This window comes from Rhizobium sp. CF142 (assembly GCF_000281145.1).
GTDB lineage: Bacteria > Pseudomonadota > Alphaproteobacteria > Rhizobiales > Rhizobiaceae > Rhizobium.
On record NZ_AJWE01000132.1, the window covers coordinates 25,355 to 43,083 of the forward strand.

Annotated in this window: 17 protein-coding genes; 9 read left to right on the forward strand and 8 right to left on the reverse strand. The window is 60.8% G+C overall.

All coding sequences use genetic code 11. The features are described 5' to 3' along the window. Window positions 1-112 precede the first annotated feature (112 nt). The 5 genes from PMI11_RS33510 to PMI11_RS33530 all read left to right on the forward strand — a co-directional run bounded on the left by PMI11_RS33510 (window position 113) and on the right by PMI11_RS33530 (window position 6,715). Window positions 113-2,176 carry a HAMP domain-containing methyl-accepting chemotaxis protein gene (locus tag PMI11_RS33510; RefSeq protein WP_007826503.1) on the forward strand — a complete coding sequence of 688 codons (2,064 nt, stop codon included), beginning with the start codon at window positions 113-115 and terminating at the stop codon, window positions 2,174-2,176. A gap of 170 nt (window positions 2,177-2,346) precedes the next feature. Then, window positions 2,347-4,167, forward strand: a complete 1,821-nt coding sequence (locus tag PMI11_RS33515; protein ID WP_007826504.1) for a methyl-accepting chemotaxis protein — start codon at window positions 2,347-2,349, stop codon at window positions 4,165-4,167. 76 nt (window positions 4,168-4,243) lie between these two features. Then, entirely contained in the window at window positions 4,244-4,720 is a 477-nt protein-coding gene (locus PMI11_RS33520) for a chemotaxis protein CheW (protein ID WP_007826506.1), read from the forward strand. A 33-nt stretch (window positions 4,721-4,753) separates the two neighbouring features. After that, a complete protein-coding gene (locus PMI11_RS33525; RefSeq protein WP_007826507.1) occupies window positions 4,754-5,608 on the forward strand; it encodes a CheR family methyltransferase in 855 nt (284 codons plus the stop codon). Window positions 5,609-5,617: 9 nt separating this feature from the next. Beyond that, a complete protein-coding gene (locus PMI11_RS33530) occupies window positions 5,618-6,715 on the forward strand; it encodes a protein-glutamate methylesterase/protein-glutamine glutaminase (protein WP_007826508.1) in 1,098 nt (365 codons plus the stop codon). 59 nt (window positions 6,716-6,774) lie between these two features. Here the strand turns inward: PMI11_RS33530 and PMI11_RS33535 are convergent, their stop codons facing one another. Continuing rightward, complete coding sequence (locus PMI11_RS33535) at window positions 6,775-7,515, reverse strand: 3-oxoacyl-ACP reductase family protein (RefSeq protein WP_007826509.1); 741 nt, start codon at window positions 7,513-7,515, stop codon at window positions 6,775-6,777. 72 nt (window positions 7,516-7,587) lie between these two features. After that, window positions 7,588-8,166 (reverse strand): TetR/AcrR family transcriptional regulator, encoded by a 579-nt coding sequence (locus tag PMI11_RS33540; protein ID WP_007826511.1) that lies wholly within the window; start codon window positions 8,164-8,166, stop codon window positions 7,588-7,590. A 212-nt stretch (window positions 8,167-8,378) separates the two neighbouring features. Here PMI11_RS33540 and PMI11_RS33545 point away from each other — a divergent pair, with 212 nt between their 5' ends. From PMI11_RS33545 to PMI11_RS33555, 3 genes are all read left to right on the forward strand, one after another. Then, a complete protein-coding gene (locus tag PMI11_RS33545; RefSeq protein ID WP_007826512.1) occupies window positions 8,379-9,179 on the forward strand; it encodes an inositol monophosphatase family protein in 801 nt (266 codons plus the stop codon). Between the two features lie 112 nt (window positions 9,180-9,291). After that, window positions 9,292-10,392, forward strand: a complete 1,101-nt coding sequence (locus tag PMI11_RS33550; RefSeq protein ID WP_007826514.1) for a MotA/TolQ/ExbB proton channel family protein — start codon at window positions 9,292-9,294, stop codon at window positions 10,390-10,392. A 3-nt stretch (window positions 10,393-10,395) separates the two neighbouring features. Further along, entirely contained in the window at window positions 10,396-11,427 is a 1,032-nt protein-coding gene (locus PMI11_RS33555; RefSeq protein ID WP_007826516.1) for a peptidoglycan -binding protein, read from the forward strand. Here PMI11_RS33555 and PMI11_RS33560 read toward each other — a convergent pair. From PMI11_RS33560 to PMI11_RS33580, 5 genes are all read right to left on the reverse strand, one after another. Then, on the reverse strand, window positions 11,408-12,658 hold the full coding sequence (locus tag PMI11_RS33560) for an RNA polymerase sigma factor (RefSeq protein ID WP_007826518.1): 1,251 nt from the start codon (window positions 12,656-12,658) through the stop codon (window positions 11,408-11,410). The genes PMI11_RS33555 and PMI11_RS33560 overlap by 20 nt on opposite strands. A 7-nt stretch (window positions 12,659-12,665) precedes the next feature. Then, window positions 12,666-13,007 (reverse strand): YciI family protein, encoded by a 342-nt coding sequence (locus PMI11_RS33565; RefSeq protein ID WP_007826519.1) that lies wholly within the window; start codon window positions 13,005-13,007, stop codon window positions 12,666-12,668. 233 nt (window positions 13,008-13,240) lie between these two features. Continuing rightward, the gene (locus PMI11_RS33570) at window positions 13,241-13,429 is read right to left on the reverse strand and encodes a YegP family protein (RefSeq protein ID WP_007826520.1); all 189 of its coding nucleotides are present in this window, start codon (window positions 13,427-13,429) and stop codon (window positions 13,241-13,243) included. A gap of 170 nt (window positions 13,430-13,599) precedes the next feature. Next, on the reverse strand, window positions 13,600-14,589 hold the full coding sequence (locus PMI11_RS33575; RefSeq protein WP_007826522.1) for a Bug family tripartite tricarboxylate transporter substrate binding protein: 990 nt from the start codon (window positions 14,587-14,589) through the stop codon (window positions 13,600-13,602). 136 nt (window positions 14,590-14,725) lie between these two features. Beyond that, window positions 14,726-16,528, reverse strand: coding sequence for an ABC transporter transmembrane domain-containing protein (locus PMI11_RS33580; RefSeq protein WP_007826524.1), 1,803 nt, complete (start codon window positions 16,526-16,528; stop codon window positions 14,726-14,728). A 193-nt stretch (window positions 16,529-16,721) separates the two neighbouring features. Here PMI11_RS33580 and rpmE point away from each other — a divergent pair, with 193 nt between their 5' ends. Then, complete coding sequence (gene rpmE, locus PMI11_RS33585) at window positions 16,722-16,943, forward strand: 50S ribosomal protein L31 (RefSeq protein WP_007826526.1); 222 nt, start codon at window positions 16,722-16,724, stop codon at window positions 16,941-16,943. 135 nt (window positions 16,944-17,078) lie between these two features. Here rpmE and PMI11_RS33590 read toward each other — a convergent pair whose 3' ends face one another. Further along, window positions 17,079-17,594 (reverse strand): protease adaptor protein RcdA, encoded by a 516-nt coding sequence (locus PMI11_RS33590; RefSeq protein WP_007826528.1) that lies wholly within the window; start codon window positions 17,592-17,594, stop codon window positions 17,079-17,081. Between the last annotated feature and the right edge of the window lie 135 nt (window positions 17,595-17,729).

Below are 17,729 nucleotides of genomic sequence, written 5' to 3' on the forward strand. Positions count from 1 at the left end.
CGCAATTTCTTCGATAACTGTTTCGCCTCCGGAATGTTTTTGCTGCGTGACGCCGCGCCAAGGAAACCACCGGTCCACACTTATTCCGTCGCTTTCAAATAGGGGTATTGCGATGCGTATCACGATCAAGCTCAAGCTCGCAGCCGCGTTCGGCTTCGTCATACTGTTGCTAGTGGGTAGTGCAGTCTTTGGAATTATCAGCCTCAGCTCGCTGAACGATGCCGTCGGCAACCTGATTGCAGGTCCTTCAAAAAGACTGGAGCTGGCTCTGGAAGCAAAAGCTGCCGAGCTCGATGCCATCAGGTGGCAGAAGAACGCCCTTCTGGAAATGGATCCTGAAACGGCGATGAAAAACTACGAGAAGTCGGCAAAGAGCATGGATGAAATGCTCGCATTCGCGACAGGCGGCCAACAGCTCGCAACAGCCGACGGCAAGCCCACGTGGGACAGGCTGGTCGAGCTGAGCAAACGTTTCGTGGAAGGTTCCAAAAAAGTCGCTTCCATCCAGGAAAGTGGCGACAGGGCAGCGGCCACGGCCTATTCCGGTGGAGAGGTTCGCGCCATCGTCACGGAACTGGAAGACGTCTTTTCGGCGCTTGTCGCGCTTCAGCAGAAGTCGATGACCCAAGCCGACGACGATACGGAAATCCTCTACGGCAGCACCAGAAACCTGCTGATCGGCATCGCCATCGGCGCTTCCGTCATCGCTTTCGCTGCTGCCTTGTGGATCGCGCTCGGTATCAACAGCGGCCTGCGCAAGATTATGAACGTCGCCAGCGCCGTCGCCATCGGCGATCTGAACCAGAAGGTCGAGATCAAGAGCAACGACGAGATCAAGGATCTGGTGAACACGATCAACGTCATGACGGATAATCTGCGCAATACCGCTGACATCGCAAACGAGATTTCGAACGGTGACCTCAGCGTCACGCCGAAGCCGCTCTCCGACAAGGATACGCTCGGCATCGCCATGCTCGGCATGGTGAACAACCTGCGCGCCACCGCCGATGTTGCCAACCAGATCGCAGAAGGCGACCTCTCGGTCGACGTCAAGCCGCTTTCGGCGAAGGATACGCTCGGCATCGCGATGCAAAGCATGGTCGCCAACCTTCGTATCACTGCCGATATTGCCACGCAGATTGCTGCCGGCGACCTGACGGTTTCTCCGAAGCCACTTTCGGCCAAGGATACGCTCGGCACCGCGCTGGAACAGATGGTGGAGCGTTTGCGCGATGTCGTCGCGGACGCAATTGCGGCGGCCGAGAACGTTTCGGCCGGCAGCCAGGAGCTTTCGGCGAGCTCGGAGCAGGTATCGCAGGGTGCCACAGAGCAGGCTTCGGCGGCCGAGGAAGCCTCTTCCTCGATGGAAGAGATGGCCGCTAACATCAAGCAGAACGCCGACAATGCCGCCCAAACGGAAAAGATCGCGCGTCAATCCGCCAAGGATGCGGAGATGAGCGGGAGCGCTGTTTCCCGCGCCGTTGAGGCCATGCGTACGATCGCCCAGAAGATCGGCATCGTTCAGGAAATTGCTCGCCAGACCGACCTTCTCGCGCTCAACGCTGCAGTGGAAGCTGCTCGTGCCGGTGAACATGGCAAGGGTTTTGCGGTCGTCGCTTCGGAAGTTCGCAAGCTTGCGGAGCGCAGCCAGTCGGCGGCAGCGGAAATCAGCGCCATGTCGAGCGATACTGTCACTGCCGCCCAGGAAGCCGGGGACATGCTCGGCCGCCTGGTGCCTGACATCAGAAAGACGGCGGAACTCGTGGCGGAGATCAGTTCTGCATGCCGCGAGCAGGATGTCGGTGCGTCGCAGATCAACGAGGCGATCCAGCAGCTCGACAAGGTAACCCAGCAGAATGCGGGTGCTTCCGAGCAGATGTCTGCAACCTCCGAAGAGCTCGCTGCCCAGGCCGAGGAACTGCAGACGTCGATCGCCTTCTTCAAGGTGGATACGGCGGGTGGCAAGGCAACGGCGACGGGTGGCCGCCAGGGTCGCATACCGGCTGCCAAGGTGACCACGCGCAGCCCGGCTCCATCCGCACCTCGCAAGCCGGCCGGCAAGGCGGCTGCCGCCAATGGCGTTGCCGCTCAGCAAGCCCGCGCCAAGGGTTTCGCGCTGGACATGTCCATGGGCGGGCCGGACACGGCGGACGATGATTTCCGGGAAAGCGCATAGGCGCTTCCCGGCGGACAGGCATTGGGGCCGCGGCAACAGCGGCCCCGCTACGGCCGGCGCATGGAAGCGCCGGGGCACACCGGCTCGGCCGGCAACGCATGAAGCGTTTTTACGGCGGCACAATGTGTCATTTCGCGGGATATCCGCTGCAGTCCTAAAGGGGTCTTGGAATGCGCTTCACGATCAAACTCAAACTGGGCCTTGTGTTCGGTTTCATCGTTCTCCTGACCTGCGCCATGGCCGGTCTTTCGATCTACAATCTCTCGTCGCTGAATAGCGACATCTCGGTCATGGTTGCCGGTCCGGTTGCCAATCTGCGCGATTCCGGTGATCTCTCCGATGCCGTGATGCGTTCCATCCGCGCCGAAAAGGATGCGATCATCAATACCGATGCGACCAAGATCGCCGGCTATGTCGATGAGATCTCGCAGCAGCGCGAGCAGATCAAGACACTGCAGGGTCGCCTTGCGACTTCGGAAGACCCTGACATCAGGAATGGCATGGCTCAGTTCGGCGATCTCTACGGCAAGTGGACGGCGCTGCAGGATCGTGTTGCCGACCTCGCCACGCAGAACACCACCGAATCCAACACCCAGGCCGGCGTCATTTCGATGGGCGAAGGCCAGGCGGTGACGACCCAGCTTCTCGGCATTCTCACCAAGCTGAACGACACCGTGACCGGCAATGTCGCCGAAACCGACGCCGCCACCAATGACCAGTATGCGCAGTCGCGCAACATGCTCGTGATGATGACAATCGGTCTGATCATTGTATCCTCTGCTGCCGCCATCTGGATCCTGCTCAATATCTCCCGCGGCCTCAAGCGCGCAGTCCAGCTCGCGGATGCCGTCAGCATCGGCGATCTCGAACAGGACATCGAGCACAAGAGCAATGACGAGATCCGCGATCTGGTCAATTCCATGACGAGGATGACCGGCAACCTGCGCAACACCGCGCAGATCGCCAACCAGATCTCGAACGGCGACCTGACGGTTTCTCCGAAGCCTCTGTCCGAAAAGGATACGCTGGGTATCGCTCTGGAGCAGATGGTGGAGCGCCTGCGCGGTGTTGTCGCAGACGCAATCGCCGCTGCGGAAAACGTCTCATCTGGCAGCCAGGAACTGTCAGCCAGCTCCGAACAGGTCTCGCAGGGCGCAACGGAACAGGCAGCTTCGGCTGAAGAGGCTTCCGCTTCGATGGAAGAGATGGCTTCAAACATCAAGCAGAATGCCGACAACGCAGCACAGACCGAAAAGATCGCCCGCCAGTCCGCCAAGGATGCGGAGAATTCCGGCGATGCCGTCAACCGTGCGGTGGCTGCGATGCGCACGATTGCCGAGAAGATCGGCATCGTTCAGGAAATCGCCCGCCAGACCGACCTGCTCGCCCTGAATGCCGCCGTCGAAGCTGCGCGTGCCGGTGAGCACGGCAAGGGCTTTGCGGTCGTCGCCTCGGAAGTGCGCAAGCTTGCAGAGCGCAGCCAGTCGGCAGCCGCTGAAATCAGTGCGATGTCCGGCGATACAGTGAAGGCAGCGCAGGAAGCCGGCGACATGCTCGGTCGCCTGGTTCCTGACATCCGCAAGACTGCCGAACTGGTCTCCGAGATCAGCGCTGCCTGCCGCGAGCAGGATATTGGTGCAGCCCAGATCAACGAAGCGATCCAGCAGCTCGACAAGGTGACGCAGCAGAATGCCGGCGCTTCCGAAGAGATGTCGGCGACCTCCGAAGAGTTGGCGACCCAGGCTGAGGAACTGCAGGCCTCCATCGCCTTCTTCAAGGTGGATACGGCCGGCAACCGCCTGTCCCGCGCTCCGGCTGCCAAGGTCACTGTGCGCACGCCGGCTCCGACCGGAGGCCGCAAGCCGGTCGGCAATAAGACCACGGCTGCCAATTCGGTCGCCGCCCAGCAGGCACGCGCCAAGGGCTTTGCACTCGACCTTTCCATGGGCGGCCCTGATGATGGGGATGCCGAGTTCAAGGAAAGCGCCTGAGCATCCGGGTTCTTTCAATATGTTAACAGGCGTCTCCGATAATGGGGGCGCCCGAATCCAAGGAAAGCGGTTGATCATGGCAACAACATCTCTGGAAGCCCAATTCGTGACCTTCAGCCTCGGCGAGGAGATCTTTGCCGTTCCGGTGGAAGTGGTGCGCGAAATCCTCGACTATGCGGAAGCATTCAAGATTCCGAATGGTCCCGACTATCTGCTCGGTCTGCGCGACGTGCGCGGCCAAGGCGTTCCGACGATCGATCTGCGCCTGAAGCTCGGCATGTCGAAGACAGTGCCGACGCCTCATACGCGCGTGCTGGTTCTCGACGTTCCGATGGAAAATCGCCTTCTGACGCTCGGCCTCGTTGCCGACCGCGTTTTCGAGGTGACGCCCTTCCGTCGCGAGCAGATCGAGTCCGCACCCGATATCGGCGTACGCTGGCGGTCGGATTACATTGCTGGTGTCGTGCGCCGCGAGAACGGCTTCGTCGTCATCGTCGACCTTGCCCGGCTTCTGTCGCGCGAGGATGCCACTGTCCTGCAATCGGCCGCCTGAGGCCCTCAAGACCTGTTCGGAGCGTCGCGTTTTATGAGTATGGCAGCGGTAGAAACCCAATTGCCGGGTGACAGGATCAGCAAGCGTAATTTCGACAAGCTGGCACGGTTCATCTATGACTATAGCGGCATCAAGATGCCGCCGACGAAGCTGACGATGCTGGAGGGCCGGCTGCGCCGGCGTCTGCGCGCCACGCGCCATGCGAGCTTCGACGATTATTGTGATTTCCTGTTCAACGAGGATGGTCTCGAGCAGGAGACCGTCTACCTGATCGACGTCGTGACGACCAACAAGACCGACTTCTTCCGGGAAGCCAAGCATTTCGAATATATGCAGATGGTCGCCCTGCCGACGCTCGCCGACAGCGGCCTGCGGACGATCCGCACATGGAGTTCTGCCTGCTCGACGGGTGCAGAGCCCTATACGATGGCCATGGTGCTCGCCGAGTTTGTCGAGAACCGCAGCGATGTCTCCTACAATGTGCTGGCGACCGATCTCTCCACCGATGTGCTGCAGACAGCGCGCAAAGGTATTTATGCGGAAGATCTGATCGCTCCGGTGCCGCGCGACCTGCAGAAGAAATATGTTATGGTTGCCAAGCAGCAGGGTCGCCGCGAGGTTCGCATCTCACCGAAGCTGCGCAGCCGTGTCGGCTTCGCCCGCATGAACCTGATGGATGAGAAATATCCTATCGGCGACATGATGCACCTGATCTTTTGCCGCAACGTGCTGATCTACTTCGACAAGCAGACGCAGGCCGGTGTGCTCACGCGTCTCTGCAATTGCCTCGCGAAGGGCGGTTACATGTTTATCGGTCACTCGGAATCGATCACCGGCTTCGACCTTCCCTTGAAGCAGGTTTCGAATACGGTGTTCCAGCGCATCTGAGGGGATACCATGGCCAAAAAAGTCCGAGTCCTCATCATCGACGATTCCGCCAGTGTCAGGCAGACGCTGGCACGGGTTCTGGAAGGAGACCCGGAGATCGAAGTCATGGCCGTGGCTTCCGACCCGTTCATGGCGGCGCGCAAGATCCAGGAAGAGATCCCTGATGTCATTACCCTCGATGTCGAGATGCCGCGCATGGATGGTATCACCTTCCTGCGCAAGCTCATGTCGCAGCGGCCGATCCCGGTCGTCATGTGCTCCTCGCTGACGGAAGCGGGTTCGGAAACTCTGCTTCAGGCGCTTGAAGCGGGTGCCGTCGACGTCATCCTGAAATCCAAGATCGGTGCGGCAGATGGCCTGGCCGATGATGCCATGCGCATCCGCGAAGTGGTCAAGAGCGCTTCGCATGCGCGGCTTACCAATGTGCGCCGCGCTGCAGGCAGCATCCGCTCGGCTTCGGCAGAAGGACCGGCCAAGAAGCTGACGGCAGACGCGATGCTGCCGCCGCCAACCGGACGGGCAATGGCGAAGACGACGGAAATGGTCGTCTGCGTCGGCGCTTCGACGGGTGGAACGGAAGCCCTGCGCGAATTTCTGGAGGGGCTGCCGGCCAATGCTCCGGGCATGGTGATCGTTCAGCACATGCCGGAAAAATTCACAGCGGCTTTCGCCAGGCGCCTCAACGGTCTCTGCGAAGTCGAGGTCAAGGAAGCAGCCGACGGCGATCCGGTATTGCGCGGTCATGTGCTGATCGCGCCCGGTGACAAGCATATGCTTCTGGAGCGTCAGGGCGCGCGTTATCACGTGTCCGTCAAGCCGGGGCCACTGGTTTCTCGTCACCGCCCGTCCGTCGATGTGCTCTTCCGTTCCGCTGCCCGTTCGGCAGGCTCGAACGCGATGGGCATCATCATGACCGGGATGGGAGACGACGGTGCGCGCGGCATGCTGGAAATGCATCAGGCCGGCGCCTATACCGTCGCTCAGGATGAAGCGACCTCGGTTGTTTTCGGCATGCCGAAGGAAGCGATCGCCAAGGGCGGTGTCGACCGTATTCTGCCGCTCGACCAGATCGCCCGCGAAGTGCTGATCACACAGCAGAAGTCCTGAATTTCGGACACTGAGCAATGGAACGGCGGCGTATCTGCGCCGCCGTTCGCTTGTCTGCATCAGGCCAGATAACCGCCGTCGATCGTCAGGCTGGCGCCGGTGATGAAGGAGGCTTCGGGGCTGGCGAGATAGGCGGTGAAGCTGGCGATTTCCTTGTCCTCGCCGATGCGGCCGAGCGCCATCAACTGTTTCAGCATCTCATGGCTGGCTTCGTTCGAGTTCATGTCCGTCGCCGTCGGGCCTGGCTGGATGTTGTTCACCGTGATGCCGCGCGGGCCGAGATCGCGGGCAAGGCCACGTGTCATGGCGGCCACTGCACCCTTTGTCATGGAATAGACCGACGAGGTCGGGAACCCGCTCCGCTCGGCGACGATGCTGCCGATGGTGATGATGCGTCCGCCTGCTTTCATGTGGCGCGCGGCCGCCTGCGTGCCGGCGAAGACTGCGCGGACGTTGACCGCAAACATGCGGTCGAAGTCTTCGAGCGGGAATTTCTCTACTGAATTCAACATGAGAATTCCGGCGCTGTTGACGAGAATGTCGATGCCACCGAATGTCGAGACGGTCTCATCGACCGCATCCTGAACAGCCCTCGTATCAGCGCTGTCGGCCTTGATGGCCAACGCCTTCGCACCCTTCGCCTCTATTTCGGCGACGATGGCCTTCGCCTTGTCACGGGAGGCGGAATAGGTGAACGCAACAGCCGCGCCGTCGCTGCTGAGGCGGCGGACGATTGCGGCGCCGATACCGCGCGAGCCACCGGTTACGAGGGCGATCTTGCCGGAGAGTGGTTGGGACATTGTGGTTACCTTCCTTTTTTGGACTGATTAGTCTAGAATTGGGCATGCTAAATCGGGTTTGAACTTCCGGTTTTACCGGAGGCTTCGAATGGCGAGACGGGCTATCCCGCGGAGTGCTTCTGGGGAGGCGCCGTTGCGGGCGCTGACCTTCATGCCCGACAGGGTCGAGCCGAGGAACTGCACGGCATCGGTGGTATCGACATCATCAGCAATCTCGCCCCGCTTCTTGCCTTCCTCAAGGATTGTCCGCACGGCAGATGAAAGCAGGCGGGAGGCCTTGTCGGTCAGATCAGAGACTTCGCTGTCCGTGCGGCCGAACTCGCATACGGCGCTGACGCCAAGGCAGCCACGGCCGGCTTCGGTTTCCGGGCGAGAGGCAAAGGCAATGAGCGTCTCTTCCAAAGCTTTCAACGGTGTCGTATCGCGGCGCAGATCGGCCACGAGTTGAGAGACGCTGTCGAGATTGTAGCGGTCGAGTGCTGCCAGGTAGAGGCTGCGCTTGTCGCCGAAAGTATCGTACATGCTTTGCCGGCTGATCTTCATGGCCGACAGCAGCGCATCCGTCGACGTGCCCTCGTAGCCATGTTCGGTGAACACGATGATGGCCGCCTTGAGTGCGGTGTCGCGATCGAATTCCTTATGCCTTGCCATGACGCCTCAATAAGCTTTCCAGACTGATCTGTCCAGAATAATTTGGGAACTATCCTTTCGTGCTGCAACCCTGCCATGCGGCATTCCCCTTGAAATTTCCCTGATTTTGTGGTCTTGAGGCCGCCAATCTATGCAGCGCTGTCGCTTCCGGCGTTCAGGGACATATCCCGCCCCTGACAGCGCGTCCCGTATTATCCAAGGAAAATGCCCACATGGCCCGTTCAGCTCTTCTCAATGTCATGGTTCAGGCTGCCATCAAGGCAGGCAAGTCGCTGGGGCGTGATTTCGGGGAAGTGCAGAACCTGCAGGTATCCGTAAAGGGACCGGGCGACTTTGTTTCGAATGCCGACCGCAAGGCCGAGAAGATCGTCAAGGAAGAGCTTCTCAAGGCTCGTCCGACCTATGGCTTCCTTGGCGAAGAGAGCGAAGAGATCAAGGGTACCGACGGTGCGCACCGCTGGATCGTCGATCCGCTCGATGGCACGACCAACTTCCTGCACGGTATCCCGGCCTTTGCCGTTTCCATTGCACTCGAGCGCAACAATGAGATCGTCGCAGGCGTGGTCTTCAATCCGGCGACGGACGAGCTTTACACTGCTGAGCGTGGCGGTGGCGCGTTCCTCAACGATCGCCGCCTGCGCGTCGCCTCGCGCCGGGTGCTTTCCGACAGCGTCATCGGCTGCGGCGTGCCGCATCTCGGCCGCGGCAATCACGGCAGGTTCCTGATCGAGCTGCGCCATGTCATGGGCGAAGTCGCTGGCATCCGCCGCATGGGCGCAGTCTCGCTCGATCTTGCCTATGTGGCCGCCGGTCGTTTCGACGGCTTCTGGGAAGTGGCGCTGTCGCCCTGGGACATGGCGGCCGGCATTCTGCTCATTCGCGAAGCGGGTGGTTATGCGACTGACTGGAACGGCGGGGCGTCAATACTGGAGACCGGCGCGATCATTGCCGGCAACGAGCACATCCACAAAGCGCTTACGGAAGTCGTCAAGCGGCCGGTTCCGACCAAGTGACGATCCGGGCAACAGCCTGTTGTAAAGTCCGGCTTTTCGCCCGCGCATACTTCAATTCGGCACAATGTTGATCTAGTCTTCGGCTGTAATGAGTCCGGAGGCCGAGGAACCTATGGAAAATGTGAATGTGGCCGAGTTCGGCTCGACCGAGAAGACGGCCGGTGGCTACGCTTACAAACTCTCCAGCCCCATGTCGTTCTTCTGGACGATGGTGTTGTTCCTCATCATCGTCGGCTTCATAGCGGCGATCCTATTCCGGCAGACACAGACTGCCTTCATGCATAATCCCGGCCTCAACGGTCTCATCGTCGGCGTTCTTGCCGTTGGAATCATTCTCGTTTTCAATCATGTCCTGTCGCTTCGCCCCGAAGTACGCTGGTTCAATTCTTTCCGCGCGGCCGGCAGTGCCGACAAGGTGAACCGCAATCCGCGGCTGCTCGCGCCGATGCGGGCGCTGATCGGAAATCGTAGCAGGTCCGGGGTTGCATTATCGACCACCGCGCTGCGCTCCATTCTGGATTCGATTGCCAACCGCCTCGACGAATCGCGTGACGTTTCCCGCTATCTCATCGGCCTGCTCGTTTTCCTCGGCCTGCTCGGTACCTTCTGGGGCCTTATCGGCACGATCGGCTCGATCAGCTCTGTCATCCAATCGCTCGATGCCGGCTCGAACGGCACGGGCGATGTGCTTTCGACGCTGAAAGAAGGGCTTGCGATGCCGCTTTCCGGCATGGGCCAGGCTTTCTCGTCTTCGCTGCTCGGTCTTTCGGGTTCGCTGATCCTCGGGTTCCTCGATCTGCAGGCCGGACGTGCGCAGAACCGTTTCTATACGGAGCTGGAAAACTGGCTCTCCTCCGTTACCGATGTCGGCTCCGATATTCCGGTACCTGCGCTCGATGGCGTTTCCGGCGGCTCGTCGGAAGATATGAAAGCCCTGTCGGAATATCTGCGAAAGGTCGCCGAAGGGGACGGCGCGTCCAGCCAGCGGTCGGTCGCCGCCATGGCAAGCCTTGCCGAAGGCATTCAGGGTCTCGTCAAGAACATGCGCAACGAGCAGCAGATGCTGCGTGACTGGATCGAGGTCCAGCAGGACGAGGCAAAGGCGATGCGCCGCACGCTCGATAGACTGGCTGAACGCATCGGTGTCCAAGACCGCGGCAGCGACAGGGCGCGCGAACGGTCCAGTCAGGTCGAAAAGAGCGAGGGCAAGTAAGCCATGCCTCTTGGCCGCAACCGCCGCCACCAACGCGCGGTGGACTACTGGCCGGGCTTCGTCGATGCTCTATCGACGCTGCTCATCGCCATCATGTTCATCCTCACGGTTTTCGTTGTCGGCCAGTTCATTCTCAGCCGCGAAATCAGCGGCCGTGACGAGGTGCTGACGCGTCTGAACGGTCAGATCAACGAGCTCACGCAGTTGCTGGCGCTTGAGAAGGGCAGCAATCAGGATCTTCAGGATTCCGTCGCCAATCTGCAGGCGTCGCTTGCGAGTGCCGAGGGCGAGCGTACGCGATTGCAGGCTCTTCTCAGCGCCGGTGCCGGCGGCCAGGATGCGGCAAAGCAGCAGATCGGAACGCTGACGCAACAGCTCGATGAGCAGAAACAGGTCAGCGACCGTGCCCTCAGCCAGGTCGAGCTCCTCAACCAGCAGATCGCGGCGCTACGCAGCCAGATCGCTGCTGTCGAGGCAGCACTTCAGGCTTCCGAGGAGAAGGATCAGACCTCGCAGACGAAAATTGCCGATCTCGGCCGCCGCCTGAACGTTGCGCTGGCTGCGCGCGTGCAGGAACTCAATCGCTACCGCTCGGACTTCTTTGGCCGCTTGCGCGAAATCCTGTCCGATCGCGAGAACATCCGCGTCGTCGGCGACCGTTTCGTCTTCCAGTCCGAAGTGCTGTTTCCATCCGGCGGTGCCGACCTCAATCCGGATGGCCAGGCGGAAATGGCAAAGCTTGCCGCCGCGCTGCTCGATCTCGCCAAGGAAATTCCGCCTGAGATCAACTGGGTTCTGCGCGTCGATGGCCATACGGACAATGTCGCGCTGTCGGGCTCGGGCCGCTACCGCGACAACTGGGAGCTTTCATCCGCCCGCGCGATTTCGGTCGTGAAGTTCCTGATCGCGCAGGGCGTGCCCGCAGACCGGCTCGTTGCGGCAGGTTTTGGCGAATTTCAGCCGATTGCACCGGGCGATACGCCGGACGCGCGCGCCACCAACCGTCGTATCGAGCTCAAGCTGACCGAGAAATAACGGCCTGAAGTTTGCTGGTGAGGAAGGTGCGGACGGCGGGACTGTCGCTGAGGTCGATCGCCATCCTGTAGGCTGCTGCCGCGGTATCGCTTTCGCCAAGGTCTTCCAGCAGATGCGCCCGCACCGCCCAGTAAGGCTGGTAGCTGGCGATGCCCCGTTGTTCCAACCCGTCCAGCAGGGCGATGGCCGGGGCTGCGCCGTCGACCCTGCCGACGACGGCGGCATGGCTGACCTTTGAGCCGAGTGTCGGTTTCATCGCGATGAGTGCCCGGTAGAGGGTAATAAGCGCCTTCCAATCCGTCGTGCCCGTCCGGCGGCGCGTGGCGTGGACGGCCTGGATCGCCGCCTGGCACTGGAACGGACCGAAGCGGTCGAAAGTGCCCGCCTTGCGCAGCAATGCGTCGGCTTCGGCCATCATGATTTCGTTCCAGAGACCGGTATCCTGCTCCTCAAGCGGTATGTAGGCGCCATCGACATCACGCCGTGCGTGTCTTCTCGCCTCGCAATAAAGCATCAGCGAGAGCAGCCCGATGACCTCCGGCTCCTCGGGCAGGATGGTCATGAGTGCGCGGCCGAGCCAGATCGCCTCATCGGTCAGGCCCGTGCGACTGTCTCCTTCGCCATCGAGACTGTCCCAGCCGAGCCCGTAGGCGGCATAGATTGCCGAGAGCACGCCTGCCAGCCGTTCCGTCAGGATCTGCCGCTCGGGAATAGCGAAGGGAATGCCGGCGTCCCGGATCTTGACCTTGGCCCGCACCAGGCGCTGGCTCATGGCATCCGGCAAGACGACGAAGGCCTGTGCTATTGTCTTCGCATCAATGCCGAGCACGGTCTGAAGCATCAGCGGCGTGTGAACGGACCGGTCAATTGCCGGGTGTGTGCAGGCAAAAAGCAGCTTCAGCCGTTCATCGGAAAAGTCGGCGTTGCGTGCATCGTTCATGCGCTCCTCGGCTTCCTCGACGGCCAGCGCAATCGTTTCGCTGGCGTTGTCGCGGACAGTTCGATGACGGGCAGCCTGTATGAGGTTGCGGCGGGCTGCAGTTAGCAGCCAGCCCTCGGGATTGTCGGGAATGCCGCGCTCGAGCCAGACCCGCAACGCAGCCGCCAGTGCATCAGACAGGGCGTCCTCCGCCGCCGGAACATCGCGGGAGCGGGCGGCAAGGAAGGCGATGAGCTTGCCGTAGGATTGCCGCGCCACCCTCTCGGCGGCACGGCCCGCATCAGATGTCACAACGGCCTCACGCGACCTGCAGCCGGGGCCGTATTTCCACCGAGCCCTGTTCGGAGACGGGAACGCGCGTGGCCCATTCGAGTGCCGTATCGAGATCGGGCACGTCGATCACGTAGAAGCCGCCGAGCGATTCCTTGCCTTCCGGGTAGGGGCCATCCTGCACATCATGGTTCTCGCCCTTGCGACGCACGATCGTGCCTGTCTCAGGCGGAGTCAGGCCGGCACCTGCGGTCAAGATCCCGGCTTGCACCAGTGCCTTGGTATAGGCCGTCCAGCCGTCGCGGTAAGCGGGGTCGCCGCGGCGGACGAAGTCTTCTGCGGATTCACGGATGATAAGTGCGTATTGCATCGGAAACTCCTGATCCTCTGGGGGCGTTTGACCGGGCAGACAGCATGTAAGGCCGAATTCGCCCATGCTGCAATGCTCCGGTGGCACGGCCTCAAGCCGTTCCGAAACAATGAGGTGTCAGTCGTCCCCATTTCGACATTGCGGTCGAAAAAAATCGATCAGATGGAAATGCGTGCAAAAAAAACGCTGAGCGCAAAGTGCTGGAGGCGACTGATGCCGCCTCCGCTTCTCAGTCAGGCTTCCGCCTTTGTCTGATCCACTACATCAGCGCCAGGCGAATTCTTCTTGATGGATTCGATGGCGTTTATCGCGGATGCCTTCGCCTTGTAGCCTTCGGACGAGAACATGGTCTCTCCGTTCGACGCCTTGAAGCGGAAGCGGAATTCACCGGCCTTATCCTTGTAAACTTCAAATCTGTACATGGATCCCTCCTGGTAAGCTGAAATTGTGCATCAGCCTTTTGAAAGCTAGCCCAGAATTGTGAGCTTTTCCACTACCTTAATTAGAATTCAATTGCATGGCGTCCAATTGCCGCCGGTTGGATTGAGCGCGAGAGAAGGGGATAACGGCATGCTGTCCCCTCCGGTTGTGATCATTCCATCTGGATATGGGCGCCGTCCACGACTGGTTTCCATTTCGCAAGCTCGGCCTTCACATGGGCGCCGAGTTCTTCCGGCGTGGAGCCGACGATCGTTGCGCTGAATTCCTTCATCCGCTCAGCAACGGTCGGATCGGTCAGCGCCTTGTTGGCAGAGGCATTGAGGCGTGTGATCACATCGGCCGGCGTATTGGCCGGCGCAAAGAGAGCGTTCCACGTATAGGTCTCGTATCCTGATATACCGGATTCCGCGATGGTTGGAATATCAGGGAAGGATGACGCGCGTTCGGCGGTCGTTACGGCGAGTGCTCGCAGCGTGCCGGCCTTGATGTGGCTCGAAGACGAGGGCAGGTTGTCGAACATGATCGGCACCTGATTGCCGATGACGTCGTTCAGTGCCGGTCCAGCGCCCTTATAGGGAATATGCTGCATGTCGACACTCGCCATACTTTTAAAAAGTTCGCCGGAAAGATGCAGCGGCGTGCCGTTGCCGGATGAGGCATAACTGTATTTGTCCGGATCGGCTTTCAGGAGCGCGATCAGTTCCTGCACGTTCTTTGCGGGCAGTTCCGGATTGACGACCAGCACGTTGGGGACGATCACGAGCAGCGAGATCGGCGCGAAATCCTTCTCTGCATCGTAGGGGGTCGATTTCAGGATCAGCGGATTGAGCGCGTGGGTGGCGACAGTGCCCATCAGGATCGTATAGCCGTCCGGCGCGGCACGCGCGACGTTATCAGCGCCGAGATTGCCGCCGGCTCCCGCGACATTCTGCACGATGACCTGCTGGCCGAGATCTTCGGACATTTTCTGCGCGACGATACGCGCGACGACATCGGTCGAGCCTCCGGCCGCGAAGGGCACGATCATGGTTATGGATCGGTCAGGATAGCTCTGGGCCGATGCGGCCGTGCCTGTGGCTGCTGCGAGCAGGCCAAGGCCGAGCGCCAGGCTCATGCGACGGGTAATATCAGAAAGCGCCATTCGAATCTCCTCCCACAGACTTCAACAGCAAAGGCCCTACCTCGGGCATAGGGAGGTTAGGGCAGGTTGCCGCAAAGGCAACCGCGTCCGGGGAGCTATAGCGATCAGACTTTAGTCGCGATGACGTATGAGGCAGCTATTTGGCGGCAGCCAACACATCCTCGTTGGCTGCATCGAATTGCAGGCGGGCGAGCTTCGCATAGATACCGCCGTGCCGGATCAGGCTCTGATGCGTGCCTTCCTCGACGACCCGGCCCTGATCCATGACGAGAATACGGTCGGCCTTGAGAACGGTGGCGAGACGGTGGGCGATGACAACAGTAGTGCGGCCATGCATAAGCCCGTCAAGCGCCCTCTGCACAAGCGTTTCGCTCTCGGCATCAAGGGCCGAGGTCGCTTCGTCCAGGAGCAGGATAGGTGCGTTCTTCAGGATCGCGCGGGCGATGGCGATGCGCTGGCGCTGGCCACCGGACAGCGTGATGCCGCGTTCGCCGACCTGGGTATCGTAGCCCTTGTCCAGCCGATTAATGAACTCATCGGCCTGGGCCGCGATCGCGGCGGCGCGTACCTGCTCGCGCGTGGCGCCTTGAACACCGAAAGCGATATTGTCGTGGATCGAGGCGACGAAGATGGTGACATCCTGCGGCACGATGGCGATGCGCTGGCGTAGTGCATCCGGGTCCGCCTGGCGGGCATCGACACCATCGATCCTCACGCTGCCTTGCTGCGGATCGTAGAAGCGCAGCAGGAGCGAAAAGACCGTGCTCTTGCCGGCGCCGGATGCACCGACGATCGCGACCGTTTCCCCCGGCAGCACCGTGAAATCGAGGCCGTGCAGAGCCGATCTGCCAAGGCGGGAGGGATAGGCGAAATGCACGCCGTCGAATTCCACGCGGCCCTGGGTGGGCGAGGGGAGCGGCTGCGGATTTGCGGGGGCGGCGATCGGCGAGACTTCGTCGAGAAGTTCAGTCAGGCGGTCAGCTGCACCTGCTGCCTGCGAAAGCTCGCCCCAGACTTCCGAGAGTGCACCGAGCGATCCGGCCGCGATGACCGCATAGAGCAGAAACTGTCCGAGCGTGCCGGCCGAAAGCGTGCCGGCGAGGACACTATGGGCGCCAAACCAGAGAACGGCGACCACGCTGCCGAAGATCAGGGTGATGGCGATGCCCGTCAGCAGGGCGCGGGAGGAGACGGCGGAACGTGCGGCCTGATAGGCGGATTCGACAGCCGAGCCGTAGCGGTCCGCTGCGGCGGTTTCGGCGTTGAAGGCCTGCACGGTGCGGGTTGCAGCGATCGTCTCATTAGCGAAGGCGGAAGCCTCTGCCAGCGTATCCTGCGCCGCTCGGGAACGCTTGCGCACCGACCGGCCGCCGGCGACAAGCGGAAAGACGATGATCGGGATTGCGACGATGACGAGGCTCGAAAGCTTTGGCGAGGTCACGATCATCATGCCGAGCGCGCCGATACAGAGGATCAGGTTGCGAAGCGCCACGGAAGCGGTGGCGCCGACGGCGGATTTGATCTGCGTGGTATCGGCCGTCAGCCGCGAGACGATCTCGCCCGACTGGTTGACGTCGAAGAACGAGGGTGAGAGCCGTGTGACATGAGCAAAGACGTCACGGCGCAGATCCGCAACGATGCGTTCGCCGATGGTAATGACGAAATAGTAGCGAAGAGCGCTGGCGACGGCGAGCACGATGGCCATGATCATCAGCATGGCAAAGTAGCTGTTGATGAAGGTACCATCGGCCTGGGTGAAGCCGTGGTCGATCATGCGGCGCACGGCAAGCGGTATAGCAAGCGATGTGACGGCGGCGAGCGCCAGGGAAACCAGAGCGCCCGCGACTAGGCCGCGATAACGCGCCACATAAGGTGTCAGCCTGCCGAGCGGCCTTAGCGAACGCGACTTCTTTTCCCCAAGCTCTGCCTGCTCTGCCAAATCATCTCCGATCGCCCTCAAAGACCGCGTATTGCGGCTCCTTGGCCCTTGTTATCCCGGCGCCCTTCATGTATAGGCACCGCATCCTAATGGGAAGCCGTAGCCTTCACGACTGCGGCTTCATTTATTCAATCGGTTCTTTCCCCGCAACTGTCTGCGGCAAATTGAACCCCGGCATCGCAGGAAGATTGTCATGAAGGAAGGCATCCATCCCGACTACCACGTCATCAAGGTAGTCATGACCGATGGCACCGAGTACGAAACCCGCTCGACCTGGGGTTCGGAAGGTGCTGTCATGAACCTCGAAATCGACTCCAAGTCGCACCCGGCCTGGACCGGCGGTAACCAGCAGTTGATGGACCGCGGCGGTCGTGTTTCGAAGTTCAACAAGCGTTTCGGCGGCCTCGGCCTCTAATTCGCTTCCGCTTGGCGGAATATTCAAAAGCCCGGCCTTGTGCCGGGCTTTTTGTTTTCCGGGTCTGTACCGGTGAGCAAACAAAAAACCGGCCGCGTTGCCGCAGCCGGTTTCATGACATTCTATGATGCCAGATCAGTTGTTGCCGAAGGCCGTCTGCAGCAGGGAAAGCTGAGCCTGGACGCTGTTCTGGTTGTCCGGGACGATCGCAGCTTCTGTCGGGCGATAGATTTCGCGGTCGAGCAAGGCGATGCGGTTCTGCAGGCGAAGCGAGCGCTCTACGAGATCGCGGAAGGATTCCGGCAGGTCACCCCAGCCCGGAGCGTTGCGGTCAACGTTGAAGCCGTCGAGGCGAACCTTGTTCTTCTCGGCCAGAACCTGATCGCGGGACATTTCGCCATTGTTGACGGCGCGCTGCAGGAGCAGCCAGGAAGCCATCTGCATGAGGCGCGTGGTCAGGCGCATCGATTCAGCCGCGTAAAGGACCGAGGCCATGCGCGGCAGCACCTTGGAGGCTGCGCGACCCTGGCCGTCGAGGTAGGATGCGGTTTCTTCGACCAGCGACATGCCCTCGGCATACAGCGTCTTGAACTGCGAGGATGCGGCAGCGCGACCCGCAAAACTGATCGTATTCAATCCAAGTTCCGACATCTAAAGAATCCCTGTTGCACGCATCCACTATCAGGTAACGCCGGTTTCCGCGGAAAAGTTTCCCAGGCCGGTCTTTATGATTTCAAGATGGTATCTTTAGCCTAATTGCGCAAGCCGTTTCTTAAGAAAAGGTTA